Origin of the sequence: Treponema primitia ZAS-1, from assembly GCF_000297095.1 — a bacterium.
Lineage (GTDB): Bacteria > Spirochaetota > Spirochaetia > Treponematales > Breznakiellaceae > Termitinema > Termitinema primitia_A.
In genome coordinates this window covers 1-4656 of sequence record NZ_AEEA01000099.1, presented here as the reverse complement: position 1 = coordinate 4656, position 4656 = coordinate 1, and the positions used below count along the sequence as shown (strand labels likewise).

At 41.1% G+C, this 4656-nt stretch carries 7 protein-coding genes and 1 pseudogene; 1 reads left to right on the top strand and 7 read right to left on the bottom strand.

The annotated features are described in order from the left end of the window. From TPRIMZ1_RS0113955 to TPRIMZ1_RS0113930, 6 genes and pseudogenes are all read right to left on the bottom strand, one after another. A pseudogene (locus tag TPRIMZ1_RS0113955) lies at positions 1–316 on the bottom strand (DUF2188 domain-containing protein); the annotation flags it as partial. 54 nt (positions 317–370) lie between these two features. After that, positions 371–619, bottom strand: coding sequence for a hypothetical protein (locus TPRIMZ1_RS0113950; RefSeq protein WP_010261256.1), 249 nt, complete (start codon positions 617–619; stop codon positions 371–373). A gap of 18 nt (positions 620–637) precedes the next feature. Then, positions 638–1057, bottom strand: a complete 420-nt coding sequence (locus TPRIMZ1_RS19150; protein WP_010261253.1) for a single-stranded DNA-binding protein — start codon at positions 1055–1057, stop codon at positions 638–640. Positions 1058–1218: 161 nt separating this feature from the next. Then, the gene (locus tag TPRIMZ1_RS0113940; protein WP_010261250.1) at positions 1219–1458 is read right to left on the bottom strand and encodes a hypothetical protein; all 240 of its coding nucleotides are present in this window, start codon (positions 1456–1458) and stop codon (positions 1219–1221) included. 32 nt (positions 1459–1490) lie between these two features. Beyond that, the gene (locus TPRIMZ1_RS0113935; RefSeq protein ID WP_010261247.1) at positions 1491–1703 is read right to left on the bottom strand and encodes a hypothetical protein; all 213 of its coding nucleotides are present in this window, start codon (positions 1701–1703) and stop codon (positions 1491–1493) included. Positions 1704–1805: 102 nt separating this feature from the next. Next, positions 1806–2759: a DUF932 domain-containing protein gene (locus TPRIMZ1_RS0113930; RefSeq protein ID WP_010261244.1), complete on the bottom strand. Its 954-nt coding sequence runs from the start codon at positions 2757–2759 to the stop codon at positions 1806–1808. A gap of 287 nt (positions 2760–3046) precedes the next feature. Between TPRIMZ1_RS0113930 and TPRIMZ1_RS0113925 the strand changes: the two genes are divergently transcribed. Continuing rightward, positions 3047–3865 carry a DUF6602 domain-containing protein gene (locus TPRIMZ1_RS0113925; RefSeq protein WP_010261241.1) on the top strand — a complete coding sequence of 273 codons (819 nt, stop codon included), beginning with the start codon at positions 3047–3049 and terminating at the stop codon, positions 3863–3865. 275 nt (positions 3866–4140) lie between these two features. Here TPRIMZ1_RS0113925 and TPRIMZ1_RS0113910 read toward each other — a convergent pair whose 3' ends face one another. Further along, the gene (locus tag TPRIMZ1_RS0113910; protein WP_026043723.1) at positions 4141–4404 is read right to left on the bottom strand and encodes a hypothetical protein; all 264 of its coding nucleotides are present in this window, start codon (positions 4402–4404) and stop codon (positions 4141–4143) included. Positions 4405–4656: the final 252 nt, after the last annotated feature.

Genomic DNA, 4656 nt, shown 5'->3' with positions numbered 1-4656 from the left:
AAATACCGTTCTGCATATCGTAGTTGTCGATACGCCCGGTAACGGTTATATCATCAACCTTATGAGACATTTCAAGTTCGGTAAAATCATTTTCCCCTTCCTGTTCCAGGAGCGAATGGACCGCCGTTCCCCAAATTGCCCATATCCGGTCAGACACATCCTCCTCCAATTCGTCCCAATGGCGGTCAGTAAGGATAATGTTCTTAACCCCCTGTAATAAGGTGGTTGCGGAAATACACTGGTCCGCATTGTGCCGTTCCGTGGATACTGCTTTTACCAGCCCAGCCGGAAGATTCAGTTTGTTGGTGATTTTCATAGAGACCTCCATTTACTCTTTTTTAGTTTCATGTTCACAGGTTATGCGCATTATTCATATCAGTCCCTCGATAAACGTATTGGCATCTTTACCGTACTTCTCTGCCAGCATGTCAGCCATATTTATATCGTGGACTTCATAATCGCCATGCTGTTCATGGATATAATCATCAAGTTTGCAGAGGTCAATTTTTGGTTCGCCTGTGCAGAGGGTAAGCGCCGGGTCCATAAAGTCATTGAATCTTAACCCGGGGAAGAATGAGCGGAACTTTTGTTGAGCTTCCGGGAGCGTTATATTTGACATTGCGTTATCATCTCCCTTTCAAAAAGTTGGCTCAAAGTCAAATACCGGTTCGGGGGTTCCTGGCTCATCGGTGGTTTCGTACTCCGGAGTTTCTGCGGAAGCGTCTTTCACAAACTCCGGCCTGAACTCGACGTGTTCCGCCACAATCGAAATCTTGGTGCGGGGTTTCCCATCGGAACCATCCCAGCGGTCCTGCTTGAGGCGCCCTACAACCCTTGCCCCTCGTCCTTTATGGCCAAGACGGAAACAACTCTCCGCCAATTTTGACCATGCTTCCACGTCAAAATAGCTGATTTCCTTTTCAAGCTTTGAATCCTTTTTGAAGAACCGGTTAGAGGCGATAGAGAAGGTACAAAGCGGAACGCCCCTTTGGGTGGTTTTGTAAAGAGGGTCCCTGACCAAGTTCCCTTCAACGATGACGGAATTGAGATTATTCATTTTTGTGTCTCCTGATTCATGAAATAACCGTCTATACAGATGGTTTGCAGTATTGCTACTGCTCAGAGATAATATCTAAAGTAAATCAGGAGTTATTACATGAAAAAAGAGCGGGAATATCCCGCCCTAAAGAACTAATAACGATAGGGATGAAAATTAGATTATCCTCCAATTCTGGTAAAATCAGAGAGATACCATACACACCATCTGAACCGGAATGAATAATCGTCCCGATTTTGCAAGTACCGCAGTTTGACCTTACGGGAATGGTTGGCAATCGTTTCGTTGTCTTTGTTTTGGTACTCATAATGAACTTGAACCCAATCGCCATTTACGTCGATGTCGTCAATGATACAGGCGCTGAACATGGTGTCGTTGTATGCAAACTTTTGATTTAACATAACGGTTCCTTATTTTTAATAATTTTTCTTGTCTATACTACCTTTTTTCTAAAATCATCCAGCAAGCCAAAACTATCGAAATCATCAAGTTCGCTGACTAGGCCGTCAAAATCTTCATCCGGTCCAAGCATTTCAGCAATGGCATTAATAGCGACTGAATCAACACCGTAATCATCCGCAAGGTTATTCAGATAATCATCCCGGTCCTTATAGCCGTGGTTAAGATATCTGTTCTCTCCATCCATCTTTTAACTCCCTTTATGTAAAAGCCGCCTCAATGGGCAACTTACTGAAAAAGAATACGGCCGCCCATATGGACGGCCGTTTGTACGGAAACCCGGCAGGGTTTATGCGGCAAGCTCCAGAATGATTTCCTGTGCATGATTCATGATGGCGTCCCCATCCAAAAACGTAGCCATTTTGCTATCCGCATAGGTAGCGGTTCTCCGTTTGGGTTCCGCATTTGAACGATAATCAGCGATGGCGTTGTAGGCGCCCCAGGCTGTCCCGCGAAAATCCCGAAGGTCCTCTTTTTGCTTCAAGATGTTTTTGATAGTTTCCTTGACTTCCCTGTTGGACTGTAACTGCCTTTTGGACATTGCTGAGGAAGCGGGGAATAACGCATCCAGGACCTTGGCAATATTTACCTTCTTCCCGGCCAGCTCGGATGCGAATATTTCAAGGTCATGGAAATACTTTGAAGCCGCCCCCATCGTCCGTAATACCTCTTTCTTATGCTGGTCCATGCAGGACTTGTGCCGGATTGAAAGTTTCCGATTCGCAGTATGGAGCGCAGCCGAAAGCGTATTGTTACAAACAACTCGTATCCCGGTAAGGAAAACCTGTAATGCTGATGAACCATCGTGCGCATTAGAAATACAAAGATAAGGCTGGTATTCATCCCCCACAATCCGGCCTTGGGGCATATTGACCAGCATAAATACCCTCCGGCCGTTCCAGAGGGAACCGGCGGTCTCGTAGGTACACTTCGCCTTATCGGTCCCTATTAAGGCATCCGCAAAGGCGAACACGTCCTTGTTTTGGGCCACACAATACCGGTCTGAAACAATGCCGAGGACTTCCTTGGTATCGCTCCTGACATTGGCCACAAAGCCCGGTATTGCCTGTGCCCAGTTGCCGGCGGCGAATACCGGGGCCTGGTTGATGGTCCACTCCAATTTAGCCGCTTTGATGGCCTCCTTGGAGGTGGGCACTCCTTCCAGCACCGCGCCGATACCATGCCAGGGAACCTCTCCCCGCCCTGAGAACATCCAGTCATTCTCCAATAAACCTGCTGCCATAATAAACCTCCTGTGATAAAGGCCGCCCATACAGGCGGTCGTTGTTTGTCGTACACTGCTGTACCCCAAATAATATATAAGTGAGATATTTGTTTAATACTGGTTCTCATAAAACTTAAATCCTCTATAGGAATATAACAGAAGACCAGAAGCACGTTCTCCCCATCAATACCGTCTCATTCTATGTCAAACCGTTACCGGTCTCTTTAACCTCTTTTCCAGCTGAACGCAGAATGTTATGTTGACAAAAAATGTAAAATCTCATAATAATAATAAAGGTGGTGACCATGAATTATTATGATGCATTAAAACGGTCTGGTAAAATACTTGAAGCATACTTTGAACAAAGTAAGGATATATTACATAGTGGAAGTAAAGGCACGATAAGGGAAAATATTTTGAATAAAGTAATACGCCCATTTTTGCCATCCTGTTATGGATTGTCTGGAGGTGAAGCTTTTGATAAAAACGGTAATGTTAGCAAGCAACTTGATTTAGTAGTTTATGATAATATGTTTTCTTACTTAATACCATACATAGAAAACTTCATACAATTTCCTTGCGAGTCTATTTATGGAAATATTGAAATCAAATCATATTTAAACCAAGCAGAGTTTATTAGCTCAATCGAAAACATTCAATCATTGAAAATACTTAGTAGAGAAGGAACACATTCATGGACTGTCACTCCACAAGTACAAATAACTATAAATGGATTACCTAGAGATACAGGTAGAAATCCGTATTTTGGAATAATATTTGCCTATGACAGTGTGGAAGTAGAAACCGTTTTGAATTATTTCCGGAACGTACACATTCCAGCTAACTTATTACCAAATGCTATTGTTCTGTATAGCAAAAAAATAATCATTATTCATTGTAAAGATGTTCAAATTGAAATATTTCCATGTAATGATTTTGATAAATATAAGGCTTTAAAATGTGGCGATGATACATTGGCACTTTTTATAGGTCTTCTTATAAATTTTACGCGACATTCTCTCTTAAAGGCAGCTGATATTCCAAAGGAAACATTAAGCTTATTTCAAAATCTATTAGCTCAAAATCCGGGAGCTGAAACAGAAATAAGTATTAATAGGACTTAAAAAAATGTAATTGTCAGTCGTATAGACCAGAGTGAAATCAGCAAATCGAGTTTTACCTCCTTGACAGTGTCTCCCCTAAGGCGAAAACACCGCCAAGGGCTTTACCGATTCTATACCAAAAAATGGAACTATTACCCATAATTTCTTGAGCCATTAATTACCTCCTGAAAGGAAAGCCACCCTGATAGGCGGCTTTCCTTTAATATATTTCTGTACATGGAAATAATTGAAAACTATGCACTTTTCATTATCGGTTTCATTATAAAACATAGATTTCAAACAGGAAGTATAAATCTCTCAATAAAATGAAAAACCAATCCTTCCTCTTCATACTCTGTTTCCTTAATTAGTGTTCTTGGTTTCCCTGGAATAGAAAGATATTGAAAGTTTTCTTGCATCAGTCTATCCCATAGGGAGCCAAGGATTTCTTTTCCTCTACCAGTATCGCAATCAATCACAATATCTTGGGGTTCTTCCCTTAAATAATGTGTTATGGTTTTATTGCGATGGTTTAATAATTTATAGTCTTTAATGCCCATATCGGTTTTGAACAAATATTTTTATAAAAGCCAGTATGTTGTTTTGATTTTAATATTAAATAGCAAATAAGTATGTATATTATTAAGAGTACGTTATTCAAGCGCATTTTTGGCAAGTTTTGCGGTATTATTATCTTTTTGAGAATTACTATAATTAAGTAAAAACATTGTTTTCCAAAAATTATCCGTATCTGGATTATCCATTTGTTTAGATGCTTTTTCCAGTTCATTTCCGGTGTATCTCTTTTGACT